General features: G+C 70.9%; 23 protein-coding genes and 2 tRNA genes. 6 read left to right on the top strand and 19 right to left on the bottom strand.

Annotated elements, in window-relative coordinates; genetic code table 11:
• Position 1: 1 nt before the first annotated feature.
• The 6 genes from mreD to folC all read right to left on the bottom strand — a co-directional run bounded on the left by mreD (position 2) and on the right by folC (position 5,534).
• Positions 2 to 697 (bottom strand): rod shape-determining protein MreD, encoded by a 696-nt coding sequence (gene mreD / locus SLAV_RS24465; protein ID WP_030229648.1) that lies wholly within the window; start codon positions 695 to 697, stop codon positions 2 to 4.
• 12 nt (positions 698 to 709) lie between these two features.
• A complete protein-coding gene (gene mreC, locus SLAV_RS24460) occupies positions 710 to 1,651 on the bottom strand; it encodes a rod shape-determining protein MreC (RefSeq protein ID WP_030229647.1) in 942 nt (313 codons plus the stop codon).
• A gap of 167 nt (positions 1,652 to 1,818) precedes the next feature.
• Positions 1,819 to 2,838 (bottom strand): rod shape-determining protein, encoded by a 1,020-nt coding sequence (locus SLAV_RS24455; protein WP_008738981.1) that lies wholly within the window; start codon positions 2,836 to 2,838, stop codon positions 1,819 to 1,821.
• 318 nt (positions 2,839 to 3,156) lie between these two features.
• On the bottom strand, positions 3,157 to 3,567 hold the full coding sequence (gene ndk / locus SLAV_RS24450; RefSeq protein ID WP_030229645.1) for a nucleoside-diphosphate kinase: 411 nt from the start codon (positions 3,565 to 3,567) through the stop codon (positions 3,157 to 3,159).
• A gap of 64 nt (positions 3,568 to 3,631) precedes the next feature.
• Positions 3,632 to 3,988: a DUF4233 domain-containing protein gene (locus tag SLAV_RS24445; RefSeq protein WP_030229644.1), complete on the bottom strand. Its 357-nt coding sequence runs from the start codon at positions 3,986 to 3,988 to the stop codon at positions 3,632 to 3,634.
• Positions 3,989 to 3,995: 7 nt separating this feature from the next.
• Positions 3,996 to 5,534, bottom strand: a complete 1,539-nt coding sequence (folC, locus tag SLAV_RS24440; protein WP_030229643.1) for a bifunctional tetrahydrofolate synthase/dihydrofolate synthase — start codon at positions 5,532 to 5,534, stop codon at positions 3,996 to 3,998.
• 117 nt (positions 5,535 to 5,651) lie between these two features.
• On the opposite strand from folC, the gene SLAV_RS24435 reads away from it, so the two are divergent.
• Positions 5,652 to 6,692, top strand: a complete 1,041-nt coding sequence (locus SLAV_RS24435) for a rod shape-determining protein (protein ID WP_051840792.1) — start codon at positions 5,652 to 5,654, stop codon at positions 6,690 to 6,692.
• Between the two features lie 26 nt (positions 6,693 to 6,718).
• On the opposite strand, the gene SLAV_RS24430 is transcribed toward SLAV_RS24435, so the two are convergent.
• Entirely contained in the window at positions 6,719 to 7,867 is a 1,149-nt protein-coding gene (locus tag SLAV_RS24430; protein ID WP_030229640.1) for a sensor histidine kinase, read from the bottom strand.
• A gap of 177 nt (positions 7,868 to 8,044) precedes the next feature.
• The gene (locus tag SLAV_RS24425; protein WP_030229638.1) at positions 8,045 to 10,666 is read right to left on the bottom strand and encodes a valine--tRNA ligase; all 2,622 of its coding nucleotides are present in this window, start codon (positions 10,664 to 10,666) and stop codon (positions 8,045 to 8,047) included.
• A gap of 98 nt (positions 10,667 to 10,764) precedes the next feature.
• On the opposite strand from SLAV_RS24425, the gene SLAV_RS24420 reads away from it, so the two are divergent.
• Together SLAV_RS24420 and SLAV_RS24415 are read left to right on the top strand one after the other, a co-directional pair.
• Positions 10,765 to 11,388 carry a hypothetical protein gene (locus SLAV_RS24420; RefSeq protein WP_030229637.1) on the top strand — a complete coding sequence of 208 codons (624 nt, stop codon included), beginning with the start codon at positions 10,765 to 10,767 and terminating at the stop codon, positions 11,386 to 11,388.
• Positions 11,389 to 11,484: 96 nt separating this feature from the next.
• On the top strand, positions 11,485 to 12,426 hold the full coding sequence (locus tag SLAV_RS24415) for a hypothetical protein (protein ID WP_030229636.1): 942 nt from the start codon (positions 11,485 to 11,487) through the stop codon (positions 12,424 to 12,426).
• 72 nt (positions 12,427 to 12,498) lie between these two features.
• On the opposite strand, the gene clpX is transcribed toward SLAV_RS24415, so the two are convergent.
• From clpX to SLAV_RS24390, 5 genes are all read right to left on the bottom strand, one after another.
• A complete protein-coding gene (clpX, locus tag SLAV_RS24410; RefSeq protein WP_030229634.1) occupies positions 12,499 to 13,785 on the bottom strand; it encodes an ATP-dependent Clp protease ATP-binding subunit ClpX in 1,287 nt (428 codons plus the stop codon).
• Positions 13,786 to 13,939: 154 nt separating this feature from the next.
• Positions 13,940 to 14,620, bottom strand: a complete 681-nt coding sequence (locus SLAV_RS24405) for an ATP-dependent Clp protease proteolytic subunit (protein ID WP_030229633.1) — start codon at positions 14,618 to 14,620, stop codon at positions 13,940 to 13,942.
• A gap of 73 nt (positions 14,621 to 14,693) precedes the next feature.
• Positions 14,694 to 15,311, bottom strand: a complete 618-nt coding sequence (locus tag SLAV_RS24400; protein ID WP_030229632.1) for an ATP-dependent Clp protease proteolytic subunit — start codon at positions 15,309 to 15,311, stop codon at positions 14,694 to 14,696.
• A 288-nt stretch (positions 15,312 to 15,599) separates the two neighbouring features.
• A complete protein-coding gene (gene tig / locus SLAV_RS24395) occupies positions 15,600 to 16,991 on the bottom strand; it encodes a trigger factor (RefSeq protein WP_030229631.1) in 1,392 nt (463 codons plus the stop codon).
• A gap of 178 nt (positions 16,992 to 17,169) precedes the next feature.
• Positions 17,170 to 17,246, bottom strand: a tRNA-Pro gene (locus tag SLAV_RS24390).
• A 180-nt stretch (positions 17,247 to 17,426) separates the two neighbouring features.
• On the opposite strand from SLAV_RS24390, the gene SLAV_RS24385 reads away from it, so the two are divergent.
• Both SLAV_RS24385 and SLAV_RS24380 read left to right on the top strand, forming a co-directional pair.
• Positions 17,427 to 17,497: transfer RNA gene (locus SLAV_RS24385), tRNA-Gly, on the top strand.
• A gap of 107 nt (positions 17,498 to 17,604) precedes the next feature.
• The gene (locus SLAV_RS24380) at positions 17,605 to 17,802 is read left to right on the top strand and encodes a hypothetical protein (protein ID WP_030229628.1); all 198 of its coding nucleotides are present in this window, start codon (positions 17,605 to 17,607) and stop codon (positions 17,800 to 17,802) included.
• A 34-nt stretch (positions 17,803 to 17,836) separates the two neighbouring features.
• Here SLAV_RS24380 and SLAV_RS24375 read toward each other — a convergent pair whose 3' ends face one another.
• The 4 genes from SLAV_RS24375 to SLAV_RS24360 form a co-directional block, all read right to left on the bottom strand.
• Entirely contained in the window at positions 17,837 to 18,031 is a 195-nt protein-coding gene (locus tag SLAV_RS24375) for a hypothetical protein (RefSeq protein WP_030229627.1), read from the bottom strand.
• A gap of 176 nt (positions 18,032 to 18,207) precedes the next feature.
• Positions 18,208 to 18,663, bottom strand: coding sequence for an HD domain-containing protein (locus SLAV_RS24370; RefSeq protein ID WP_030229625.1), 456 nt, complete (start codon positions 18,661 to 18,663; stop codon positions 18,208 to 18,210).
• Positions 18,660 to 20,054 (bottom strand): pyridoxal phosphate-dependent decarboxylase family protein, encoded by a 1,395-nt coding sequence (locus SLAV_RS24365; RefSeq protein ID WP_030229624.1) that lies wholly within the window; start codon positions 20,052 to 20,054, stop codon positions 18,660 to 18,662. Before SLAV_RS24365 ends, SLAV_RS24370 begins: the two co-directional genes overlap by 4 nt.
• Positions 20,055 to 20,291: 237 nt before the next feature.
• On the bottom strand, positions 20,292 to 21,434 hold the full coding sequence (locus SLAV_RS24360) for a PP2C family protein-serine/threonine phosphatase (RefSeq protein WP_030229623.1): 1,143 nt from the start codon (positions 21,432 to 21,434) through the stop codon (positions 20,292 to 20,294).
• 117 nt (positions 21,435 to 21,551) lie between these two features.
• Here SLAV_RS24360 and SLAV_RS24355 point away from each other — a divergent pair, with 117 nt between their 5' ends.
• Positions 21,552 to 22,790 carry a GNAT family N-acetyltransferase gene (locus SLAV_RS24355; RefSeq protein ID WP_030229622.1) on the top strand — a complete coding sequence of 413 codons (1,239 nt, stop codon included), beginning with the start codon at positions 21,552 to 21,554 and terminating at the stop codon, positions 22,788 to 22,790.
• Between the two features lie 91 nt (positions 22,791 to 22,881).
• Here SLAV_RS24355 and SLAV_RS24350 read toward each other — a convergent pair whose 3' ends face one another.
• Positions 22,882 to 23,688, bottom strand: a complete 807-nt coding sequence (locus SLAV_RS24350) for an Fpg/Nei family DNA glycosylase (RefSeq protein ID WP_030229620.1) — start codon at positions 23,686 to 23,688, stop codon at positions 22,882 to 22,884.
• Positions 23,689 to 23,765: 77 nt separating this feature from the next.
• Positions 23,766 to 24,254 carry a ribose-5-phosphate isomerase gene (locus tag SLAV_RS24345; protein WP_030229619.1) on the bottom strand — a complete coding sequence of 163 codons (489 nt, stop codon included), beginning with the start codon at positions 24,252 to 24,254 and terminating at the stop codon, positions 23,766 to 23,768.
• Positions 24,255 to 24,349: the final 95 nt, after the last annotated feature.

Below are 24,349 nucleotides of genomic sequence, written 5' to 3'. Positions count from 1 at the left end.
GTCACAGCTTCTTGACGCTCTTCACGCCCTTGACACCCTTTATGCGGCCGGCCCGGTTGGCGCGGCCGCGCGCGGTCTTCAGCCGCAGGCCGCCGCGCTGGCTGCCGATGCGCAGCCCCGTGCCGCCGGCCAGCCAGCCGGAGGCGACGTCCTTGCCCTGCGGCGGACCGCCGTTGGCCTCGACGGCCATCGGGTCGTTCTCGGCACGGCGGGCGAGCGCCATCAGGAACGGCACCGTGAAGGGCGCGAGCAGCAGGTCGTACAGGGTGGCGGTGAACAGCAGGCCGACCAGGCCCACGTGGCGGGCGGCGGTGTCGCCGACGAGGGCGCCGACGCCCGCGTAGAGCAGGGTGGAGGACATCGCGGCGGCGACGACGGTGAGCATCGGGCCCCAGGCGGAGCGGAACCGCCCGGTGTCGGGGCGGACGAGGCCCACGAGGTAGCCGATGAGGCACAGGACGAGCGCGTACCGTCCGGCGGCGTGGTCGGCGGGCGGGGCCAGGTCGGCGAGGAGTCCGGCGCCGAAGCCGATGAGGGCTCCGCCGACGGGCCCGTAGACCAGGGCGAGCGCAACCACGGTCAGCAGGACGAGGTCGGGGACGGCCCCGGGCAGCTGGAGCCGCCCCAGGACGCTGACCTGGATGACGAGGGCGACGGCGACGAGCGTGCCCGACAGCAGGATCCGGTTGAAGCGCATGGTGGTCGGCTCCTACTCGTCGGCCGGCTTGACGGACGCGCCGGCGGACGGGGTGACCGTGACCGTGACCGTCGGGGTGGGCTTGGGGGCCTCGGGCTTGGGGGGCAGGACGGCGTCGCGGGGGTCCTCGCGCGGGGGCATGACGACGACGCCGACGATGTCCAGGCGGGAGAAGCCGACGAACGGCCTCACCCACACGGTGCGGGTCAGGTCCCCGCGGGAGGGGTCGACCTTGACGACCTCTCCGATGGGGACGCCGGGTACGAAGGGCTTGTTGCCCCGGGAGCCGAAGGTGACGAGCCGGTCGCCCGGGTTCACCTTGGCCTTGCCATTGAGCATCTGGACGGAGAGGGCGCGGTCGCCCTGGCCGGTGGCGAAGCCGAGCTCTCCGGTCTTCTCCAGCCGGGTGCCGACGGTGAAGTCGGGGTCGTTGGCGAGCACCACGGTGGCGGTGTCGGGGCCGACGGTGGTGACGCGGCCGACGAGTCCGTCCCCGTTCAGGACGGTCATGTCGCGTTCGATGCCGTCCTTGCTGCCCGCGTCGATGGTGACGGTCCAGGAGAAGCCCTGGGCCGCTCCTATGGCGATGACCTCGGCGCCCTTGATGCCGTACTGTCCGGCGCCGGCCCGCTTGAGCATCTGGTCGAGCTCGTGGATGCGGCTGCGGGTCTGGTCGTCGCTGCCCAGCTTGGCCTTGAGCGCGGTGTTCTCGCGCTCCAGGGTGGCGATGCGGCTGTGGCGCTGGTCGGAGTCGCGTACGGCTCCTATGGCGTTGGCGACCGGATCCACCGCGGTCGCCATGCCCTTCTCCACGGGGCCGAAGACCGCTGCGGCGGCCTGCCGGGCCCCGTCCACCGGCGACTCCTCACCCGCTCTGATGTCCACCGTGATCAAAGCGAACGCGATGGCGATCAGCAGCACCAGGAGCAGCCGGCTCTCTCGTGTGTCCCTCACGTGTGGAGGCCGTGCCTTCCTCGTAGAAACCCATGCGGCGGAGCCGCTCCGGTGGAGCCGGGGCACGCACCGGACTGTGCCTGTATATCAACGATCCGCCGCACGGGCGCGGTAGCACCCGTACGGCGGATCCTTGTGTTCCGCATGCCCCGTTCGCGGGGATTCGATCACCGCCGGGGCTGGGCGTCCAGAACCTGCTGGAGGGCTTCGAACTCCTCGACGCACTTGCCGGAGCCCAGGGCCACGGAGTCGAGCGGGTCCTCGGCGATGTGGATCGGCATGCCCGTCTCGCGGCGCAGCCGCTCGTCGAGCCCGCGCAGCAGGGCGCCTCCGCCGGTGAGGACGATGCCGCGGTCCATGATGTCGCCGGACAGCTCCGGCGGGCACTTGTCGAGGGTGGTCTTGACGGCGTCGACGATGGCGTTGACGGGCTCCTCGATGGCCTTGCGGACCTCGGCGGCGGAGATGACCACCGTCTTCGGCAGGCCGGAGACGAGGTCGCGACCGCGGATCTCGGTGTGCTCGTCCTTGTCGAGGTCGTACGCCGACCCAATGGTGATCTTGATCTGCTCGGCGGTGCGCTCGCCGAGGAGGAGCGAGTACTCCTTCTTGATGTGCTGGATGATCGCGTTGTCCAGCTCGTCGCCGGCCACCCGGATGGACTGCGCGGTGACGATTCCGCCGAGGGAGATGACGGCGACCTCGGTGGTGCCGCCGCCGATGTCCACGACCATGTTGCCGGTGGCCTCGTGGACGGGCAGGCCCGAGCCGATGGCGGCGGCCATGGGCTCTTCGATGATGTGCACCTGGCGGGCGCCGGCCTGCGTGGACGCCTCGATGACGGCGCGGCGCTCCACTCCGGTGATGCCGGAGGGCACGCAGACCACCACGCGCGGACGGGCCAGGTACCGGCGCTTGTGGATCTTGAGGATGAAGTACCGGAGCATCCGCTCGGTGATCTCGAAGTCGGCGATCACGCCGTCCTTGAGGGGCCTTACGGCGACGATGTTGCCGGGCGTCCGGCCGATCATCTTCTTCGCCTCGGAGCCGACCGCCAGGATGCCACCGGTGTTCGTGTTGATGGCGACCACGGACGGCTCGTTCAGGACGATTCCCCGGCCCCTCACGTACACCAGCGTGTTGGCGGTCCCGAGGTCGATCGCCATGTCACGGCCGATGAACGACATGTTGTTCCCCTTGTTCCCCATGAGGAGCGTCTGGCCTTCCAGTTGATAGCGGCTGCTGTCAGGGTCGGCGAGGTGGGTGTGTGGGTGGAGGCCCCATCGTAGTGCCGCAAGCGCGGAGTCCGCGCGACGGGACTCCGGCAATCCCGCCGGAACGGATACCCGCCCCCTTAGTGGTGACGTCGTGTCCTGTCCAGGCGTTCCCGGTTGCCACCCGCAATACCGAAGGGCGACCGAAATTACTTCGGTCGCCCCAGGTCATGAGCGCTATTTGGCTGATGTCTCGTCAGGAAGGAGTGCCCCGAAAGGCCCCTTCGGCCCTCAGAGGGAGGGGAAGAAGAGCTTCAGCTCGCGCTCCGCGGACTCCTCGGAATCCGAGGCGTGGATCAGGTTCTCCCGGGTGACGGTGCCGAAGTCGCCCCGGATGGAACCGGGCGCCGCGGCGATCGGGTCGGTGGGCCCGGCCAGCTGGCGGACACCCTCGATCACGCGTTCCCCTTCGACCACGAGGACGACGACCGGGCCGCTCTCCATGAAGCCCATGAGGGGCTCGTAGAACGGGCGCCCCACGTGCTCGGCGTAGTGCGTCTCCAGCGTCTGACGGTCCAGCGTGCGCAGCTCCAGCGCGGGAACGGTCCAGCCGGCCTTCCGCTCGATCCGGCCGATGATCTCGCCGATCAGGCCGCGACGGACAGCGTCCGGCTTCAGGATGACGAGCGTGCGCTGGGTCATGTTCTAACTCCTTGCGGCATACGGGTGCGGTAGGGCGAATCTACAGGGCCGTTACGGTGACCCGTCACGCAGCGTCAGGGGCGGCGGCCTCGGCCTGCGCGGCCCAGCGTGCCTTGATCGTGTCGATCCGCCGGCCGTAGTGCACCGAGCACCACCACAGACCAGCGAAGACCGCGCCCAGGAAGAACATCGTGGGCACCACGAAACCGCTCGCGATCAGCCCGATCTGCAGCGCCCAGCCCAGCTGGACGGCGCCGGGACGGGACAGCATCCCGCACAGCAGCACCGACAGCAGCATGGTCACGCCGCAGACCGTCCACACCTGGGCCTGGGTCAGGTCCGGGTTCTTCATGGCCACCAGGCCCGCGAAGCCGACGACGAAGAATTCACCGATCAGCGTGCTCGCGCAGAGCGTGCGCATCGATCCCTCAGCCCCTCTTGAACAGCAGGCGGGCCTCGCCCACCGTGATCACGGAACCGGTCACCAGGACCCCGGCCCCACCGTATTCGGCCTCTTCCTCCGCCAGGGTGACGGCCGCCTCCAGGGCGTCGTCCAGCCTCGGCTCCACCTGCACCCGGTCGGCTCCGAAGACCTCGACCGCGATGGCCGCCAGCTCGTCCGCGCCCATCGCCCGGTGGCTGGTGTTCTCGGTGACGACGACCTCCGCGAAGATCGGCTCGAAGGCCTCGAAGACGCCCCTGACGTCCTTGCCCTCGCTCGCCGCCACCACACCGATCAGCCGGCTGAAGCCGAAGGCCTCGGTGACCGCCTCCGCGGTCACCTGGGCACCCGCCGGGTTGTGCGCGGCGTCCAGGATCACCGTGGGGCTGCGGCGCACGACCTCCATGCGGCCCGGCGAGGTCACCGAGGCGAAGGCGCGGCGCACCGTGTCGGCGTCCAGCTCCCGCGCGTGCTCCCCGCCGACCCCGAAGAAGGCCTCGACGGCGGCCAGCGCCACCGCCGCGTTGTGCGCCATGTGGGCGCCGTACAGCGGCAGGAAGATGCCGTCGTACTCGCCGCCCATCCCGCGCAGGGTCAGCATCTGGCCGCCGACCGCCACCTCGCGGGAGACGACCCCGAACTCCATGCCCTCGCGGGCCACCGTCGCGTCGACCTCGACGGACTTCTTCAGCAGCACCTGCGCGGCGTCCACCGGCTGCTGGGCCAGGATCACGGTGGCGTCCTGCTTGATGACGCCGCCCTTCTCCTGGGCGATCTCGCCGGGCGTGGAGCCGAGCCGGTCCGTGTGGTCGAGGCTGATCGGGGTGATCACGGCGACCGAGCCGTCGATCACGTTGGTGGCGTCCCAGCTGCCGCCCATCCCGACCTCGACGACGGCCACGTCCACGGGCGCGTCCGCGAAGGCCGCGTACGCCATGCCCGTGAGCACCTCGAAGAACGACAGCCGGTACTCCTCGGCCGCGTCGACCATCTCCACGTACGGCTTGATGTCGTGGTACGTCTCGACGAAGCGCTCGGCGTCGATCGGCGCCCCGTCCAGGCTGATCCGCTCCGTGATCGACTGTACGTGCGGGCTCGTGTAGCGGCCGGTGCGCAGGTCGAAGGCGTTCAGCAGGGCCTCGATCATCCGGGCCGTGCTGGTCTTGCCGTTCGTGCCGGTCACGTGGATCGACGGGTACGCGCGCTGCGGCTCGCCCAGGACGTCCATCAGCGCGGCGATCCGGCTGACCGACGGCTCCAGCTTGGTCTCGCCCCAGCGCGTGGCGAGCTCCTGCTCCACCTCCAGGAGCGCCTTCGCCACCTCCGGGTCCTCGGGGCGGGAGGGGACCGGATCGCCCGTGGGCGGCCCGGCCTGGGCGCGCAGGGTGCGGCTGCCGGCCTCGATCACCGCCAGGTCGGGGTCGCGGTCGGACTCTTCCGCCACTATCTGGTCGAACTCGTCGAAGGAGTCGTCGAGGTGGTCGACGCCGTCACGGTCGTGGCTCTCGGGCTGCTGCTCACTCACGCACCCAGTCTACGGACGAGGGCCCCCGGGACTTTCGGCCCGGCCGTTTCGGGACCTTCGGCGACGAAAGCGACCGGATCGTTATGCAAGCCTTGCGGACAGGAGATTGGGGAACAAATGCCGCAGGCCAGCGCCAACAAGACAGCTTCCAGCCGCGACATAGGGATGGACCTGGGGACCGCCAACACCCTCGTCTACGCGCGCGGGCACGGAATCGTCCTCAATGAGCCGTCCGTGGTGGCGGTCAAGGCGGGCACGACCACGGCCCTCGCCGTCGGCACCGAAGCCAAGGAGACGATCGGCCGCACCCCGGGCTCCATCACCGCGATCCGCCCCCTCAAGGACGGGGTGATCTGCGACTACGAGGCCGCCGAGGAGATGATCCGGCACTTCGTGCGCAAGGCCGTCCCCGGCCGCCGCCCCCGCACCCGGATGGTCATCTGCGTCCCGTCCGGGGTGACCCCCGTCGAGCGGCGGGCCATCATCCACGCCTCCACCCGGGCCGGCGCCCGCAAGGTGCACCTGATCGAGGAGCCGATGGCGGCCGCGATCGGCGCCGGACTGCCCGTCGCCGAGGCGCGCGGCTCGATGGTCGTGGACATCGGCGGCGGCACCTGCGAGGTCGCCGTCATCTCGCTCGGCGGCATCGTCACCTCGCGGTCCCTGCGCGTCGGCGGGGACCGGCTGGACACCGCGATCATCGACTACGTCCGCAAGGAGCACGCCCTGCTCATCGGTGAGCGCACCGCCGAGGACGTCAAGATCGGCATCGGCTCGGCCTGGCCCGTCCCGGAGCGGCCCGAGCTGGAGACCCGCACCTTCACCGTGCGGGGCCGCGAGAAGGTCGGTGGCATGCCCAAGACCCTGGAACTGGGCGCCGCGGACGTCCGCTCCGCCCTCGACGAGCCCATCGAGGCGATCATCGCCGCCGTCCGCAGCACCCTGGAGGAGTGCCCGCCCGAGCTCTCCGGGGACGTCATGCAGCACGGCATCGTCCTCACCGGCGGCGGCGCCCTCCTGCCCGGCCTCGACCTGCGCGTCGCCTCCGCCACGGGCATCCCGGTCTTCGTCGCGGACGCCCCGCTGGACTGCGTGGCCCTCGGCTCGGGCAAGTGCGTCGAGGACCTCGACACCCTCGGCAGCATCTTCGGCGCCTAGCGGCGCGACCGGGCGGCCGACAGGGCCTAGCCGCGCGGGAGGGTCGCGGTGACCTCGTACGCGTCCTCGGTGCGGGTCGCCGTCAGCGTGCCGCCCAGGCTGCGGACGCGCTCGGACATGCTCGCCGTGCCCGAGCCCGCCGAGACGGGTGCCCGGCCCGGGGTGCGGGCCGGGAGGCCGTTGCTGACCGCGATCCGCAGCTGCGGCCCGTCCACCCGGATCACCACCTCGATGGTCTCGCCGTGCGCGTGCTTGGCCGCGTTCGTCAGGCACTCCTGCACCACCCGGTAGACCGCCGCCTGCCGCAGCGGCGACAGCGCGTGCGCGTCCGGGTCCATGACCAGCCGCACCGGCGAACCGGCCCGGCTGCTCTCGCGCGCCAGCTCCTCCAGCCCGTCCACACCGGGGGTCGCGGCCCGTTCCCCGCGCTGCACGATGATCTCGTTGAGCACCAGGTGGGCCCGCCGCGCCGTGTCCGCCAGCTCCTCGAAGTCCTTCGCGTACGAGGTCTGGCGCGCCCGCACCGACAGCACCTCGGAGCGCACCGTGAGCAGGGTCAGCTCCCGGCCGACGAAGTCGTGGACGTCCCGGGCGACGGAGGTGCGCTCCTGCTGGACGGCGCCCTGCACCGCGGCCTCCGCCCGGCGGGCCTGGAGCTCGCTCACCAGGTCGTGCCGGTACGCGGCGATGCCCACGGCCGAGGCGAGGACCCCGATCGGCACCACCAGGCTGAGGAAGGCGCTGAGGGTCTCCGCCCTCGGCTCGGGCCAGCCCGGAAGGCTGAACACCGCGAGCGCGAAGGCCACGTAGCCGAGGGTGGCGAGGATCCCGGCCCGCCGTCCCCGGTAGCGGCCGACGGAGTAGAGCGCGAACTGGATCAGCGTCAGCTCGTGCAGCCAGCCGATGAACAGCAGCGCGGTGACGTACGAGGCCCACGGCAGCCGGCGCCGCACCAGCAGCGTCGCGCAGCCCGCGGTGAGCACGACGGCGGCCTGCGGCCCGCTGAGGGAGTTGTCGGCGGCGGCCAGACCCGGCAGGTCCAGCGCCATCAGGGCCAGACAGCCCAGGGCCGTCAGGACGTCCTGCGCCCGCGGTGAAGCACCCCAGCCCTCGGCGAGCCGGCGGCCGGAGGCCGCGACCCGGTGGAACGCCGAGGCGAGGGGCTTGACGTGCATGCCCCCCATCATCCGTGCTCCGCATACCGGATCGGATCCACGAGACGGACATATGAAGTGATATACGGCACTATGGACGCCCCGGGACAGGGCCGGACGGCCCGTCCACCCGTGACCTTCCGCCCGAACGCGGAAGGCCCCCGCACCGGTCGGTGCGGGGGCCTTCCGGCTCGGGAGCTACGCGGCGGGCAGCCCGTCCAGCTGCGCCTGGATCCGGGCGATGTCGGCCTCGGCCTTGGCCAGCCGGCCCTTGATCTTGTCCACGACGTTGTCCGGGGCCTTGGCCAGGAAGGCCTCGTTCCCGAGCTTCGCCTCGGCCTGCTGCTTCTCCTTCTCGGCGGCGCCCAGGTCCTTGCTCAGGCGCTTGCGCTCGGCCGCCACGTCGATGGTGCCGGACAGGTCCAGCGCGACGGTGGCACCGGCGACCGGGAGGGTCGCGGTGGCGTTGAACTCCTCGCCCTCCGGCTGGAGGCGCAGCAGCTGCCGGATCGCGGCCTCGTGCGCGGCCAGCTCCGTACCGGCCAGGTCCAGGCGGGCCGGGACCTTCTGGCCCGGCTGCAGGCCCTGGTCGGCGCGGAAGCGGCGGACCTCGGTGACGACGGCCTGGAGGTTCTCGATCTCCTTCTCGGCGGCCTCGTCGCGGAAGCCGCTGTCCTTCGGCCAGTCGGCGACGACGAGGGACTCGCCGCCGGTCAGCGTGGTCCACAGGGTCTCGGTGACGAAGGGGACCACCGGGTGCAGGAGCCGCAGGGTGGTGTCCAGGACCTCACCGAGCACGCGGCCGGAGACCTCGGCGCCCTCGCCGCCCGCGAAGAAGGTGGTCTTCGACAGCTCGACGTACCAGTCGAAGACCTCGTCCCACGCGAAGTGGTAGAGGGCCTCGCTGAGCTTCGAGAACTGGAAGTCCTCGTAGTACGCGTCGACCTGCGCGACCGTCTTGTTCAGACGGGACAGGATCCAGCGGTCGGTCGCCGACATCTTCTCGACCGGGGGCAGGTCGCCCTCGACCGTGGCGCCGTTCATGAGCGCGAAGCGGGTGGCGTTCCAGATCTTGTTGGCGAAGTTGCGGGAGGCCTGGACCCAGTCCTCGCCGATCGGGACGTCGGTGCCGGGGTTGGCGCCCTTGGCCAGGGTGAAGCGGACGGCGTCGGAGCCGTACTTGTCCATCCAGTCCAGCGGGTCGACGACGTTGCCGAAGGACTTCGACATCTTCTTGCCGCGCTCGTCGCGGACGAGGCCGGTCAGGGCGATCGTCTTGAAGGGGACCTCGCCGTCCATGGCGTAGAGGCCGAACATCATCATCCGGGCGACCCAGAAGAAGATGATGTCGTGGCCGGTGAGCAGGACGTCGGTGGAGTAGAACTTCTCCAGGTCCGGGGTCTTCTCCGGCCAGCCGAGCGTGGAGAACGGCCACAGGCCCGAGGAGAACCAGGTGTCCAGGACGTCGGTGTCCTGGGTCCAGCCCTCGCCGGTGGGCGTCTCGTCGTCGGGTCCGACGCAGACGACCTCGCCGTCCGGGCCGTACCAGACGGGGATGCGGTGGCCCCACCACAGCTGGCGCGAGATGCACCAGTCGTTGAGGTTGTCGACCCAGTCGAAGTAGCGCTTCTCCATCTCCTTCGGGTGGATCTTGACCCGGTCGTCGCGGACCGCGTCACCGGCGGCCTTGGCGAGGGTCTCGACCTTGACCCACCACTGGAGGGACAGGCGCGGCTCGACGGTGGTGGAGCAGCGCGAGCAGTGCCCGACGGAGTGCAGGTAGGGGCGCTTCTCGGCGACGATCCGGCCCTGCTCGCGCAGGGCGCCGACGACCGCGGAACGCGCCTCGAAACGGTCCAGGCCGAGGAAGGGGCCGTGGACGGTGATGACGCCGTGCTCGTCCATGATCGTCATGTTGGGCAGGCCGTGGCGCTGCCCGATGGCGAAGTCGTTCGGGTCGTGGGCGGGCGTCACCTTGACGCAGCCGGTGCCGAACTCCGGGTCGACGTGCGTGTCCGCGACGACCGGGATGGAGCGGTCGGTGAGCGGCAGCTTGATGAGCTTGCCGACCAGGTGCTTGTAGCGCTCGTCGTCCGGGTGGACGGCGATGGCCGTGTCCCCGAGCATCGTCTCGGCGCGGGTGGTGGCGACGACGAGGGTGTCCTCGCCCTCCCCGTACGTGATGGAGACGAGCTCGCCCGCGTCCTCCTGGTACTCCACCTCGATGTCGGAGATGGCCGTCAGGCAGCGGGGGCACCAGTTGATGATGCGCTCGGCGCGGTAGATCAGCCCGTCGTCGAAGAGCCGCTTGAAGATCGTCTGGACGGCCTTGGACAGGCCCTCGTCCATGGTGAACCGCTCGCGGGACCAGTCGACGCCGTCACCCAGGCGCCGCATCTGGCCGAGGATCTTGCCGCCGTACTCTTCCTTCCACTGCCAGACCCGCTCGACGAACTCCTCGCGGCCCAGGTCGTGGCGGGACTTGCCCTCCTCGGCGAGCTGCTGCTCGACCTTGTTCTGGGTGGCGATGCCGGCGTGGTCCATGCCGGGCAGCCACAGCGACTCGTAGCCCTGCATCCGCTTGCGGCGGGTGAGGGCGTCCATGAGCGTGTGCTGGAAGGCGTGGCCCAGGTGCAGGGAGCCGGTGACGTTCGGCGGCGGGATGACGATGGTGTACGCGGGCTTCTCGCTCGCGGCATCGGCGGTGAAGTAGCCACGCTCTACCCAGCGCTCGTAGAGCTTCCCCTCTACCTCGGCCGGCGCGTACTGGGTCGGCAGTTCGGAGTTGGGGGCACTGGGTGTCTGCGTGTTCTCGGTCACGGGGCACAGGATACGGCGGGTGCCGCCCGCGTCACGAATCCATTCCACCGCGGGCTCTTCCGTTGACCTCGATGGCAGCGGGCCCGTCTGATGCCCTCATGAACGAGATCATCCAGCCGCCCCTCCCCTGTCAGCCGGTACCGCAGGCACCGCGCAAGCGCAGGCTCGTCCTGCGGACGGTGGTGACCGTGCTCGCCGTCGGCGCGGGGGTGTTCTTCGGCAGGATGGCCGTGAACGCGGTCCTCGGCGCCCCCGACGACTCCGGCCGCTACCGGCTGACCCCGCCCGCCACCTTCCAGGGCCTGACCCTGCAGGACTCCGGGCCGCGGGTGGACGCCATCAAGGAGGGGCAGGGGGCCCGCAAGCCGGGCACCGAGCCGGTGGCCGTGGTCTACGCCGATCAGAGCGGCACCGCGCAGCTGGTGGTCAGCGGGGCGTCCGGCGCCTTCACGGACGAGGATCCCGGGGCCGAACTCACCAAGAGCCTCCACGCCATGGGCGTCAACGGGGCGACCACCCAGGATTCCGGCACGCCCGCGGGCGGGGCGATGCGCTGCGGCACCCTCACGACCGGGGCGGGACCGCTGACGCTGTGCATGTGGGCGGACCACAGTTCCCTGGTGACGGTCACCGTCCCGGTGGAGCACGAGCCGGTCACGTTCGAGGCACTGGCCGGGCAGACCCGCGCCCTGCGGGCGGCGATGGAGGTCCCGAAGGCGTAGTGGTTCCGTAACGGCCGGGACCCCGATGCCCTGGGCGGACGATCCTTCCGCAAGGATGTGTGAATCAGATAAGCACACCTCACAGGGGGACGCGGGATGAGTTACAACCAGCCAGGTCCGTACGGGCAGCAGCCGCAGCAGCCGGGCCCCTACGGGCAGCAGCCCCCGCCGCCGCCGGGCCCGTACGGCCAGCCCGCCCCCCAGCCGGGCTACGGATACCCCCAGCAGACCCCGCCCCCGCCGCCCCCGCCGGCCTTCCCCCAGCAGGGCGGCTACCAGCAGCAGCCCCCGCAGCCCGCGTACGGCTACCAGCAGCCCCCGCAGCAGGGCTACATGCCCCCGCCGCAGCCCCCGAAGAAGTCCAAGGCCGGCGCGGTCATCGCGGTGGTCCTGGTCGTGGCCGTCATCGGCGGCGCCGGCTGGTGGTTCCTGGGCGGCGGCTCGGGCGGCTCGGTCTCGGACGCCACGAAGGGCTACAAGCTGGTCGCCCCGGAGTCGGTGGGCGAGTTCCAGAAGAACCCGGAATACAAAGAGCAGCCCATTAGCGACAAGGACAAGCAGGAAGCCGAAGCCGCGGGCATCAAGAACCCCACCCAGGTGGGCATGAGCTACAGGATCGGCGACCCGAAGAACCCGCTGACCACCAAGACCCTCACGTTCAGCGGCCTCTACGGTGAGCTCGCCGACCCCGAGAAGTCGGTGGACTCCTACTTCGCCCTGTTCAAGATGAACGCCGCGCAGAAGAACGACAAGTCGACGGTCGAGCTCGTAGGCAGTCCCAAGTCGATGACCCCGGCGGGCTTCAAGGGCGCCGTGCTCAAGTGCCAGGAGATCAAGGCCACCCCGAAGGACCCGACGGCGACCAAGGGGATCAAGGAATTCACCGTGCCCGTCTGCATTTGGGGGGACTACAGCACCCTCGCCGCAGTGAGCGCGAGTGAAACCGCTTCCCTCCTCGCGGGCAAGCCCGGCTACACCCTTGAGCAGACCGCCGACCTCGCCGCGAAGCTCTACAACACCGCGCGCGTGAAGAAGTAACGGACGGCAGGACACACGCAGAAGGGGCGCTCCCGGTCGGGAGTGCCCCTTCTGCGTGCAACAGGTCAGCGGCTACGCCGACTTCTCGTGCGGGCCCTGGTCCTTCGGGACGATGCGGGGGACCAGCGTCGGGTTGACGTTGGAGCGGACCACGTCGGCGGTGATGACCACGCGGGCCACGTCCTTGCGGGACGGGACCTCGTACATCACCGACATCAGGACCTCCTCCATGATGGCGCGCAGGCCGCGCGCGCCCGTCTGGCGGAGGATCGCCTGGTCCGCGATGGCTTCGAGGGCCTCGCGCTCGAAGTCCAGTTCCACGCCGTCGAGTTCGAACAGGCGCTGGTACTGCTTCACCAGGGCGTTGCGCGGCTCCACCAGGATCTGGAGGAGCGCCTCGCGGTCCAGGTTGTGCACCGAGGTCAGGACGGGCAGGCGGCCGATGAACTCGGGGATCATCCCGAACTTCACCAGGTCCTCCGGCATGACCTCCTGGAACTGGTCGCTCGCCTCGATCTCCCGCTTCGAGCGGATCGTCGCCCCGAAGCCGATGCCCTTGGCGCCCGCGCGCGACTCGATGATCTTCTCCAGGCCGGCGAAGGCGCCGCCCACGATGAAGAGCACGTTCGTCGTGTCGATCTGGATGAACTCCTGGTGCGGGTGCTTGCGTCCGCCCTGCGGCGGGACGGAGGCCGTCGTGCCTTCCAGGATCTTCAGGAGGGCCTGCTGTACGCCCTCGCCGCTGACGTCGCGCGTGATCGACGGGTTCTCGCTCTTGCGGGCGACCTTGTCGATCTCGTCGATGTAGATGATCCCGGTCTCGGCCTTCTTGACGTCGTAGTCCGCCGCCTGGATCAGCTTCAGCAGGATGTTCTCGACGTCCTCGCCGACGTACCCCGCCTCCGTCAGCGCCGTCGCGTCCGCGATGGCGAACGGGACGTTGAGCATGCGGGCGAGCGTCTGCGCGAGCAGGGTCTTGCCGGAGCCGGTGGGGCCGAGCAGCAGGATGTTGGACTTCGCGAGTTCGATCGCGTCGTCACGGCCCTGCGCGCCGCCGTTCTCACCGGCCTGGACCCGCTTGTAGTGGTTGTAGACCGCTACCGAGAGCGCCTTCTTCGCCGGCTCTTGGCCGACGACGTAGCTCTCCAGGAACTCGTAGATCTCACGGGGCTTGGGGAGTTCCTCCCACCGGACCTCGGAGGTTTCCGCGAGTTCCTCTTCGATGATCTCGTTGCAGAGGTCGATGCACTCGTCGCAGATGTACACACCGGGTCCTGCGATGAGCTTCTTCACCTGCTTCTGGCTCTTTCCGCAGAACGAGCACTTGAGCAGATCGCCGCCGTCACCGATGCGTGCCACGAGGTGCTTCCCCTTCGCCTGGGAGACGCTTGGTTCAGCGACTCCTGGTGCCTCATATCCGACGGTACCTTGCCGGGGGCCCCGAGCGGGGCCCCCTTGACGTGGTTCACATCGCCCAATGCGACGACGCGGCCACGTCAACTGACGGCAAGGATCAGACCGCGCTGCTCTTGCGGGTGGAGACGATCTGGTCGATCAGGCCGTACGCGAGCGCGTCCTCGGCCGTCAGGATCTTGTCGCGCTCGATGTCCTCGCGGATCTTCTCGATCGGCGTGGTCGAGTGCTTGGCCAGCATGGTCTCCAGCTGGTCGCGCATGCGCAGGATCTCGTTGGCCGCGATCTCCAGGTCGGAGAGCTGCTCACGGCCGGTGCCGCCCGAGGGCTGGTGGATCAGCACGCGGGCGTTCGGCAGCGCCATGCGCTTGCCCGGGGTGCCGGCGGCCAGCAGGACGGCGGCGGCGGAGGCCGCCTGGCCCATGCAGACCGTCTGGATGTCCGGCTTCACGAACTGCATCGTGTCGTAGATCGCCGTCAGCGCGGTGAAGGAGCCACCGGGGCTGTTGATGTAGATCGAGATGTCGCGGTCCGGGTCCATCGACTCCAGGCACAGCAGCTGCGCCATGACGTCGTTGGCGGAGGCGTCGTCGATCTGCACGCCGAGGAAGATCACGCGCTCCTCGAAGAGCTTCGCGTACGGGTCGTACTCGCGCACGCCCTGCGAGGTGCGCTCGACGAAGCGCGGGATGACGTAGCGGTTGTCCACCTGCGGGCCGGAGTAGAGGCCGCTCGCGGAGAAGTTCGCGGAGAAGTTGTTCTGCATCTGGGTGTTCACCATCCTGGTGGCGTTCTGCGGGCTGAGGGTGCCTGTGCGGGCGGGCGGTACGGCGGGCCGTACGCCGGGGCCGGGATCAGGCCCCGGTGCCGCCGCCACCGGGAACCAGGGAGGCGGCCGAGATGATCTCGTCGATCAGGCCGTACGCCTTGGCCTCCTCCGCCGTGAACCAGCGGTCGCGGTCGCCGTCGCGGATGATCGCTTCCACGGTCTGGCCCGAGTGGTGCGCGGTGATCTCAGCCATGCGCTGCTTGGTGCGCAGCAGGTACTGGGCCTGGATCTTGATGTCCGAGGCGGTGCCACCGATGCCGGCGGAGCCCTGGTGCATCAGGATGTCGGTGTTCGGCAGGGAGAAGCGCTTGCCGGCGGTGCCGCCGGTGAGCAGGAACTGGCCCATGGAGGCCGCCATTCCCATGCCGATGGTGACGACGTCGTTCGGGATGTACTGCATGGTGTCGTAGACCGCCATGCCCGCCGTCACGGAGCCACCGGGGCTGTTGATGTACAGGTAGATGTCCTTCTCCGGCTCGGCGGCCAGGAGGAGGAGCTGCGCCGTGATCTTGTTCGCGATGTCGTCGTCGACCTGCTGGCCGAGGAAGATGATGCGCTCGCCGAGCAGCCGGTTGTAGACATGGTCGCCGAGGCCGCCACCGATGGACGGCTCACCCGCGGCGTAAGGCTTCAGATTCGTCACGTATCCACCTGCTCGTCTCCGACGGCCACATGCCGTCTCAGCGTCTCGTTCTGGGGCGCGGACCTACCGGTGGGGCGATGCCCGCCGGCGTCGGGTACTCCCGTGCCCTCGTATTCATGGACCCTAACGCGCAGGTAGGACAACGCCATCCCGCTTCCCGAACTGTTCGCTCGGAGCGCAAGGTGACCGGGTCCCGCGAAGAGGGTCACGAGGGGACGGCGAAGGGCCCGGACGCGACTGCGTCCGGACCCTTGCCACTACTGCTCCACGGGCTCGGCCCGGGGGGTGTTACTTGGCCTCTTCGGCCTTCACCTCGGTGTCACCGTCGACGGCGTCCTCGACGACCTCGGCGGCGGCCTCGGTCTCGTCCTCGTCGGAGAGGTCGATGACCTCACCGTTGGTGTCGACGACCTTGGCCTTCTCGACGACGACCGCGAGGGCCTTGCCGCGGGCGACCTCGCCGACGAGCATCGGGACCTGGCCACCCTCGACGACGGCCTGGGCGAACTGGTCCGGGGACATGCCCGAGGACTGCGCGCGGCGCATGAGGTGCTCGGTGAGCTCCTCCTGGTTGACGCCCAGCTTCTCCTTGTTGACCAGGGCGTCCAGCAGGAACTGGGTCTTGATGCCCTTGACGGCCTGCTCGGTGGTCTCGGCGTCGAACTCCTCGACCGTCTTGCCCTGGATCTCCAGGAACTTCTCCAGGTCCAGGCCCATCTGGCCGAGCTGGTGGTGCTCCAGGTTGTGCTTGCGGGTCTGGACCTCGTCCGCGAGCAGCTTCTCGGGGACGGGGATCTCCGCGAGCTCCAGGAACTTCTCCAGCACGCGCTCCTGGGCCTGGGTGGCCTGGTCGTACTGCTTCATGTTCTCAAGGCGCTTGCGGCTGTCCGCCTTGAGCTCGTCGAGGGTGTCGAACTCACTCGCCATCTGGGCGAACTCGTCGTCCAGCTCCGGCAGCTCACGGGCGGAGACCTTGGTGACCTTGACGGTGACCTCGGCGTCCTTGCCCTCGGCGGAGCCGCCCTTCAGCTGGGAGGTGAAGGTGGCCTCGCCACCGGCCTCCAGGCCCTTGACGGCCTCGTCGATGCCGTCGAGGAGCTCGCCCGAGCCGATGGTGTAGGAGACGTCGCTGGCGACACCGTCCTCCAGCACCTCTCCGTCGACCTTGGCCTCCAGGTCGATGGTGACGACGTCGCCGTCCTGGGCGGCGCGCTCGACGTCCTTGGTGGACGCGAAGCGGCCGCGCAGCTGCTCGACCGACTTCTCGACGTCCTCGTCGGAGACCTCGATCGCGTCGACCTCGACCTCGATGCCGGAGTAGTCCGGGATCTCGATCTCGGGACGCACGTCGACCTCGGCGGTGAAGGCGAGCAGCTCGCCGTCCTTCAGCTCCGTGATGTCGACCTCGGGCTGGCCCAGCGGGTTCAGGTCGGCCTCGTTGACCGCCTCGGTGTAGAACTTCGGGAGGGCGTCGTTGACGGCCTCCTCCAGCACCGCACCGCGGCCGAAGCGCTGGTCGATGACGCGCGCGGGGATCTTGCCCTTGCGGAAGCCCTTCACCGTGACCTGCTGGTTGATCTTCTTGTACGCCGCGTCGAGGCTGTCCTTGAGCTCCTCGAAGGGCACCTCAACAGTGAGCCGAACCCGAGTCGGGTTCAGGGTCTCCACGGCGCTCTTCACGGTTCGGTCTCCTTGTGGCTGACTGCTGGGGGTTCTGCCGCATCGCTGCGATTCAGCGGTTCGACGGATTCGGCCCGGTACATCAGACACACGGGCACGCAGCTTGCATAGTAACCGCAAGCGGCAATCAGCCCACAACGCGATCTTCGATACGTGATCTTGGTGCGGGCGGTACTGGTGGTCGGGGTGGCCGGATTCGAACCGACGACCTTCCGCTCCCAAAGCGGACGCGCTACCAAGCTGCGCCACACCCCGTCGGTGCGACACGTAGGGTACATGCCCGGAGACCCTCTGATGCGCGCGGTTTTCCGGCGGCCGCACGCGCGCGCGGCTCCGGCGCAGGACACGGCGGCGGGAAAGGGGTGTGCGGACCCCCTGTACGACCCGCTAGGATGCTGTCCGTGCCGTGGTCCCCGGACCTGTGGCGCGCGTACTGCGGGTGTAGCTCAATGGTAGAGCCCTAGTCTTCCAAACTAGCTACGCGGGTTCGATTCCCGTCACCCGCTCTGAAGTCGAAAGGGCCAGGTCGGAGGAGATCTCCTCGACCTGGCCCTTCGCCGTTCCCGGGGCGGCGGCCCGGGGGTGCTTTCGCGGTTGGCCTAGGGTTCTCGCCATGCGCAACGAGAGGCACGACGAGCCGCTGTCGGACGTCGAGTTGGAACTCTTCTTCCAGTACCTGCACCGCTACGCGATCCACGACCTCGACCAGTGGCTGCACCTGCGGGTGGGGAACGCGGACCACCCCGTCTACGTCACCCTCAGCGGGACGCCCGCCCCCGCGGCCGACCCGTCGGCCTACCTTCGGCCGTGAGGGACGTGCCCGCGCGGGGTCCCGGCGTGTCCCGCTAGAGCTTGATCCCCGCGATGGTGTCGGCGAGGGAGTTCAGGAACCGGTTGACGTCCGGGGCGATGGAGCTGGACGCGAGGAAGAAGCCGAAGAGGACCGCGACGATCGCGGGGCCTGCCTTCATGTGCTTGCCGCGGATCAGGATCACCAGGATGACCGCCAACAGAACCACCACTGACAGCGAAATGGCCACTACTGATCACACCTTCGGTCGTCCCCTGGCCGGCCCGGGGCGTGCGGCCGCGCACGCCCCCACATGCACCATCCTCCCACCAACCGGGCCCGCCTATCCGTCCCGTGACGAATCGCCATCGCCTCTTTCCCGCCAGGCGGACCCCCAGTCGGCATATTTCGGGCATGAGGTGCGGGTCACGGGGTGGTGATGCCGAGGAGGGAACGCACGTACGCGTACTTCGCGGTCAGCCGGTCCCGGGTGGGCGCGTCCAGTACGGAGAGGCGTACGGGGTCGGCGTTGTGCGCGAGGTCGGCCTCCTTGACGAGGGCCGCGCCGGGGGTGGCGAGGATGCGGGCGGCGTACTCCTCCAGCGGCTCCCCCGGGCGTTTGGTGAGGGCCAGCACCATGGCCTTGACCTCCTGCGGGAGGGGCGCGGCGGCGAGGTCGGCGGGGCTGAGCGCCTCGTCCTCGACGGCGTCGTGGAGCCAGGCCGCCGCCTGCTGCGCCGGGGTGCCGCCGCGCAGGCGGACGCCCTCCGCGACGGCCGCGAGGTGCTCGGCGTAGGGCCGGCCGGCCTTGTCGGTCTGGCCCTCGTGCGCCCCGCGGGCGAGGGCTTCGACCTCCAGGAGGGTCAGCGGTTGCTGCGTCATGCGATCCCCTTCGCTGCCGTTCGGAGGGCCTCGGCGGCCCGGCGCACATCCGCTTGCGTGGTACGCCAGTTGGAGAACGCGGCGCGCAGGGCGGGGGTTCCCCCGTACACCGTGGGGGTGACGAAGACCTCGGCGCCGGCGGCCTCGCGCAGGGCGGCCAGGCGTTCGGGGGTGGGGGCGGTGGCGAGGGTGAAGCAGACGACGTTGAGGCGGACCGGGGCGAGCAGGCGCAGGGCCGGTTCGCGTTCCAGTTCCCCGGCGAGGGCGCGGGCGCAGTCGACGTCGCGTTCGACGATCTCGCGGTGGCCCGCGCGGCCGTAGGCGCGGAGCGTGAACCAGGCGGCCAGCGCCCGCAGCCGGTGGGAGTTCTCGGGGGTGAGGTGGACGAGGTCGGGGTCGTCGCCGAGGGGGCCGAGGTAGGCGGCGGCGTTCTGGAAGACGCGGGTCTGCAGGTCGCGGCGGCGGGTGAACTGGACGGCGCTGTCGTAGGGGACGTTGAGCCACTTGTGCAGGTCGACGCAGACGGAGTCGGAGGCGTCGAGGCCGGCGGTGAGGTGGGCGTGGCGCGGGGAGAGGGCGGCGAAGGCGCCGAAGGCGGCGTCGGTGTGCAGCCAGAAGTCGTGGCGGCGGCGCAGGGCGTCGAGGGCCGGGAGGTCGTCGAAGTCGACGGTGTTGACGGTGCCGGCGTTGGCGACGACCACGGCGGGGCCGGGGGTGTCGGCGAGGGCGCGGTCGAGCGCGGCGGGGTCGACGGCCTCCCGGCCGGGGAGCGTGGGGACCCGTACGAGGCTCGCGCGGCCGAGGCCGAGGACGGCGAGGGCCTTGGCGATGGAGGAGTGCGGGGCCCCGGACAGGACGCGGACGGGCCCGAGAGCCGCCGCGCCGTCCTCGGCCGGGGAGACGCCGAGGCGTTCGCCGAGCCATTCGCGGGCGATGGCCAGGCCGACGGTGTTGGACATGGTGGCGCCGCTGACGAAGGTGCCGGTGTGGGCGTCGGAGAGGCCGAAGAGCTCGCGCAGCCAGCCGGTGGTCTCGCGTTCGAGGTGCTGGCCCGCGCCGTCGAAGGCGGAGTTGGAGTTCTGGTCGTGGGCGGCGGTCAGCCAGTCCCCGGCGAGGGCGGCGGGGGTGGCTCCGCCGGTGACGAAGCCGAGGTAGCGGGGGCCGGCGGAGGCCGAGAACCGGGGCTGCCAGCGGGACCGGAAGGCCTCCAGGGCCGCTTCGGTGCCGGTGCCGTGCTCGGGCAGCGGCTCGGGGGCGGGCGGGGCGGCGGCGCCGGCGTCCGGTACGACGGGCCGCGCGTCGAGCGCGGCGAGGGCCTCGGCGGCGGCGCGGCGGGTGGCGTCGAGGAGGTCGGGCAGACGGGCCAGATCGGCGGCGAGGGTGCGGTCCATCCCGGCACGGTAGGCCTCCGGCGCCCGCGGGGACCGGTCCAATCCCCACCCATTGGCCCACCCGGCCGCCCGCCCCCGCCCCCGTCCCCGCCCGGGGCCGGGAGCGGGGCCGGGGGCGTCAGGCGGGCCGGGGGCGCCCAGCAGGCCGGAGGGCGGCCGGTGGGGTCCGGGCCGGGGGCCGGTGGGTGGCCGGTGGGGTTGGGGGCGTGGAGATGGGCCTCTCGGGGCCCCCGGGGGTCAAGGGGAGCGGCGGATGAGGAGGAGGGCTCGGTCGTCGTTGACGTCCTTCGCGACCTTCTCGATCAGGTGCCAGGCCGCGCCCTCCCACCCCGCCGCGACGTAGCGGTCGGCCTCGCCGGTGAGGCGGTCCATGCCCTCGCTGATCTCCCGGTCCGCGGTCTCGACGAGCCCGTCGGTGAACAGCATCAGGACGTCGCCGCGCCGCAGGTTGCCCCGGGCCGGGGTGAACTCCGCGCCGTCGTAGACGCCGAGCAGCGGTCCCTCCCCGGTGACCTCCCGCCAGCGGCCCGTCCCGGCCGAGAGCTGGAGGGCGGGGAGGTGGCCGGCGGAGAGCAGTTCGTAGTCGCCGGTCTCCAGGTCCAGGACCAGGTGGATGGAGGTCGCGAAGCCCTCGTCCCAGTCCTGGCGCAGCAGGTAGCCGTTGGCGGCGGGGAGGAAGTCCCGGTGCGGGAGGGCGCCGAGGAGGCCGCCGAAGGCTCCGCTGAGCAGGAGGGCACGCGAGCCCGCCTCCATGCCCTTGCCGGAGACGTCGGTGAGGACGATCTCCAGGGTCCGGCCGCCGTTGGTGCGGGCGGCGACCACGAAGTCGCCGGAGAAGGACTGGCCCCCGGCCGGCCGCAGCGCCATCTCGCGGTGCCAGCCGCTCGGCAGGGCGGGCAGCTTGCTCTGGACCCGGATCCGTTCGCGCAGGTCGAAGAGCATGGTGCCGCCGCGCCGCCACGGCACGCCGACGCGGCTGCGGAACTGGGCGATGACCAGCCCGAAGAAGCCGCAGGCGGCGACGACGAGGACCGTTCCCGGGGTGACCCTGGCCGGCCCCTGGGTGTACGGGCCGAGCACCAGGGCCTCGACGATCAGGGCCGTCGCGGAGGCGGCGTAGAGGCCGAGCAGGCTCGCGGGCCGCAGCAGCAGGCCCCCGGCCACGATGGGCAGGACCAGGGCCGACGGGGAGAACCAGACGGGCAGCATCATGGTGCCGCAGGCGATGGCGGGGACGGTCAGCAGGAGCCCGGCGAAGGCGAGCCAGTCGGAGGCGTCGCCGCGGAAGTAGTCGACGGCGGATTTGCGCAGGGCGGTGCGAGCCCGGTGCCACAGCATGCGCGTCCGGGCCCTGAGCGTCTCCACACGTGCTCCGGCCATTGCATCGGGACCCTATCCATCCTGGCTGTGCCCGCGCAGGGGTACCCCCGGACCGCGGGCCCTCCGGCGGTCGAAAACACTTCGACCGGGATGGAATGCCCTGGTAAGGATGGCCACATGGCACTGGAGATGCGCGTTTTGTCAATGGATGACTGGGACGTCTGGTTCGATCATCTGGAACTGGCGTTCGGTGGCGTGCCGGAATCCCCGCAGCACCGGGAGACCTTCCGGTCCCTGACCGAGCCGGAACGTTCACTCGGCGTCTGGGACGGCGAGGACTGCGTCGGCTCGGCCTCGGCCTTCAGCTTCCGCCTCTCGGTGCCGGGCGGCGGCGCGCCGGTTCCGGCGGCCGGCGTGACGATGGTGGGCGTCGCCCCGACGCACCGCCGCCGCGGAGTGCTCACCTCGCTGATGCGGCGCCAATTGGACGACGTCCGTGCGGGTGGCGAGGCGATCGCCGTGCTGACGGCCTCGGATCCGGCGATCTACGGGCGCTTCGGCTACGGCACCGCCGCCTACGCCCTCTCCGTCGACGTCGACACGACCCGGGTGCGGCTCTCGGTGCCCCCGGGGACGGACGACGTACGGCTGCGCCTGGTCGACCCGGCCAAGGCGCTGCCCGACTGCGAGCGGGTCTACGCCCGGCTGGTCGCCCGGCGTCCCGGCATGCCGGCCCGGCAGCCCGGCTGGGACCTCAAGACGCTGCTCGACCCGGAGGGGCACCGGGGCGGGGCCTCGCCGCTGAAGTGCGTGGTGGCCGAGGGCGCGGACGGCGAGGTCGTCGGGTACGCCCGCTACCGGGTCGCGCCGGACTGGGAGCAGAGCGGCTCGGACGGCAAGGTCCAGGTCCAGGACGTGGACGCGCTGCACCCGGCGGCGTACGCGGCGCTGTGGCGCTACCTCTTCGGGATCGACCTGACCTGGAGCGTGCGCGCGTTCGGACGGCCGGTGGACGATCCGCTGCTGCACCTGGTCAGCGACGTCCGGCGGACCCGTACGCGCCAGCGCGACGCGCTGCACGTGCGCCTGGTGGACCTGCCGGCGGCGCTCGGCGCACGGGGCTACGCGGCCCCGCTGGACGTGGTCCTGGACGTCGAGGACGCCTTCTGTCCGTGGAACGCGGGCCGGTGGCGGCTGACGGCGGACGCGGACGGAGCGGCGCGGTGCGTGCGGACCGAGGCGGCGGCGGACCTGGCGCTGTCGGTACGGGAGCTGGGCTCGGCCTACCTCGGCGGGATCACCCTGGCCTCGCTGGCGGCGGCGGGCCTGGTGCGCGAGCTGCGCCCGGGCGCCCTGACGCGGGCGTCGCGCGCCTTCGCCGGGGACGTGGCGCCCTGGCTCCCGCACGGCTTCTAGCGCCGCAGGACGCCATGGGACGCCGCGGGATCCGGCGCCGCGGCCCTGCCGGAGCGCGGGCCGCGGGCCGCGGGCCGCGGGCCCGGGGCGGTCAGCGGGACTGGCAGCCGGGGCACCAGAAGAGGTTGCGGGCGGCGAGGCCGGCGGTGCGGATCTCGCTCCCGCAGACGTGGCAGGGCATGGCGGCGCGCCGGTAGACGTACACCTCGCCGCCGTGGTCGTCCACGCGCGGCGGGCGGCCCATCGCCTCGGGCAGGTGCTCGTCGCGGACGGTGTCGATCCGGTTGTTCCGCACGCCCTCGCGCATCAGCGCCACGAGGTCGCCCCAGATCGCGTCCCACTCGCGCCGGGTGAGGTCCTTGCCGGGCCGGTAGGGGTCGATGCCGTGCCGGAAGAGGACCTCGGCGCGGTAGACGTTGCCGACGCCCGCGACGACCTTCTGGTCCATGAGCAGGGCGGCGACGGTGGTGCGGGAGCGGGAGATCCGCTTCCAGGCGCGGTCGGGGTCGTCGGCCGGGCGCAGCGGGTCGGGGCCGAGCCGGTCGTGTATCGCCTTCTTCTCGCCCTCGTCGACGACGGCGCACGCGGTGGGGCCGCGCAGGTCGGCGTAGTGGTCCTCGTTGAGCAGCCGCAGCCGGACGGTGTCGGTGGCCGGCGGGGCCGGGGCGGGGCCGAAGCCGAGCTTGCCGAAGAGGCCGAGGTGGATGTGGATCCAGGCGTCGCCGAGTTCCAGGAAGAGGTGCTTGCCGTGGGCCTCGGCGCTCTCCAGCTCGCGCCCGTCGAGCAGGGCCGCGCTCTCGGCGAACCGGCCCTGGGGGCTGCTCACCCGTACCGGCCGGGCGGCGAAGCGCTCGGTGTGGTCCTGGGCGAGGCGGTGGATCGTATGCCCCTCGGGCACGGCGGTGCTCCTGCGTCCGGGCGGGTCACGCCGCCGGACGGGGTCCGGCGGCGCTGCCGCTCACCTGTGGGTCCTGCCTACCGGTCCTGCGGGTGGTGGGCCGGGATCGGGGGGAGCTCGCCGGTCTGCTCGTAGGCGGTGAGCATGTCGATGCGGCGGGTGTGGCGCTCCGCCCCGGAGTACGGGGTCTTCAGGAAGGCGTCGATGAAGGCGACGACCTCGTCCTGGGTGTGCATGCGGCCGCCGACGGAGATGACGTTGGCGTTGTTGTGCTCGCGGCCCAGCTCGGCCGTCTGGACGCTCCAGGCCAGGATGGCGCGGATGCCCTTGACCTTGTTGGCCGCGATCTGCTCGCCGTTGCCGGAGCCGCCGATCACGATGCCGAGGCTGTCCTCGTCCGCGGCGGTCCGCTCGGCGGCGCGGAGGCAGAAGGGCGGGTAGTCGTCCACCTCGTCGTAGATGTGGGGCCCGCAGTCGACGGGCTCGTGGCCGTTGTTCTTGAGCCAGTCCACCAGGTGGTTCTTGAGCTCAAAGCCGGCATGGTCGGATCCGAGATACACGCGCATGGATCGAGTGTGGCATGCGGGCGCCTGAAGATCGGCAGAGGGTGTCGTGTATGTCACTTCTAAACCTCAAGTAAACCCAAAGAACCCAGACGGGA

This window comes from Streptomyces lavendulae subsp. lavendulae, from assembly GCF_002803845.1.
In the GTDB taxonomy this organism is placed as follows: Bacteria; Actinomycetota; Actinomycetes; order Streptomycetales; family Streptomycetaceae; genus Streptomyces; species Streptomyces lavendulae.
Note: the sequence above shows the minus strand (reverse complement) of the source record. Positions and strands in the feature narration are given on the sequence as shown.

Coding starts and splice junctions, on each gene's coding strand:
- SLAV_RS24430 (WP_030229640.1), bottom strand. CDS start 7,867: ATGCACGTCAAGCCCCTCGCCTCGGCGTTCCACCGGGTCGCGGCCTCC.
- SLAV_RS24405 (WP_030229633.1), bottom strand. CDS start 14,620: ATGGTGAACACCCAGATGCAGAACAACTTCTCCGCGAACTTCTCCGCG.
- SLAV_RS24415 (WP_030229636.1), top strand. CDS start 11,485: ATGAGTTACAACCAGCCAGGTCCGTACGGGCAGCAGCCGCAGCAGCCG.
- SLAV_RS24435 (WP_051840792.1), top strand. CDS start 5,652: ATGCCGCAGGCCAGCGCCAACAAGACAGCTTCCAGCCGCGACATAGGG.
- SLAV_RS24455 (WP_008738981.1), bottom strand. CDS start 2,838: ATGTCGTTCATCGGCCGTGACATGGCGATCGACCTCGGGACCGCCAAC.
- mreD (WP_030229648.1), bottom strand. CDS start 697: ATGCGCTTCAACCGGATCCTGCTGTCGGGCACGCTCGTCGCCGTCGCC.
- SLAV_RS24370 (WP_030229625.1), bottom strand. CDS start 18,663: ATGACGCAGCAACCGCTGACCCTCCTGGAGGTCGAAGCCCTCGCCCGC.
- SLAV_RS24420 (WP_030229637.1), top strand. CDS start 10,765: ATGAACGAGATCATCCAGCCGCCCCTCCCCTGTCAGCCGGTACCGCAG.
- SLAV_RS24380 (WP_030229628.1), top strand. CDS start 17,605: ATGCGCAACGAGAGGCACGACGAGCCGCTGTCGGACGTCGAGTTGGAA.
- SLAV_RS24365 (WP_030229624.1), bottom strand. CDS start 20,054: ATGGACCGCACCCTCGCCGCCGATCTGGCCCGTCTGCCCGACCTCCTC.
- SLAV_RS24345 (WP_030229619.1), bottom strand. CDS start 24,254: ATGCGCGTGTATCTCGGATCCGACCATGCCGGCTTTGAGCTCAAGAAC.
- SLAV_RS24445 (WP_030229644.1), bottom strand. CDS start 3,988: ATGCGCACGCTCTGCGCGAGCACGCTGATCGGTGAATTCTTCGTCGTC.
- SLAV_RS24355 (WP_030229622.1), top strand. CDS start 21,552: ATGGCACTGGAGATGCGCGTTTTGTCAATGGATGACTGGGACGTCTGG.
- ndk (WP_030229645.1), bottom strand. CDS start 3,567: ATGACCCAGCGCACGCTCGTCATCCTGAAGCCGGACGCTGTCCGTCGC.
- SLAV_RS24360 (WP_030229623.1), bottom strand. CDS start 21,434: ATGGCCGGAGCACGTGTGGAGACGCTCAGGGCCCGGACGCGCATGCTG.